The organism is Streptomyces flavochromogenes, assembly GCF_000717595.1.
Classification (GTDB): Bacteria; Actinomycetota; Actinomycetes; order Streptomycetales; family Streptomycetaceae; genus Streptomyces; species Streptomyces flavochromogenes.
On record NZ_JNZO01000149.1, the window covers coordinates 1 to 223 of the forward strand.

1 protein-coding gene is annotated in these 223 nt (G+C 74.4%); it reads left to right on the forward strand.

All coding sequences use genetic code 11. From position 1 onward, the window contains the following. Window positions 1-223: trypsin-like serine protease (locus IF00_RS0140675; protein ID WP_030327210.1), on the forward strand; the 223-nt coding region annotated here is incomplete at both ends.

Sequence of the window (223 nt, forward strand, 5' to 3'; positions counted from 1 at the left end):
GGCCGGACGGCCCGGGACCCCGACCCGCATCCTGGGATTCGGCACCACCGCCGACACCGAACTGAGGTTCGCGGAGCGGTTGCAGGAGCTGAGCACGCGTACGGGTGCCGCCGGCGAGTGCGCGCCCGGCTACGCGGACCGGACCCGGCTGTGCACGATCAGCCGGGTTCCCGACGCCATGGCGTGCTTCGGGGACTCCGGCGGGCCGCAGCTCCAGAAGGGC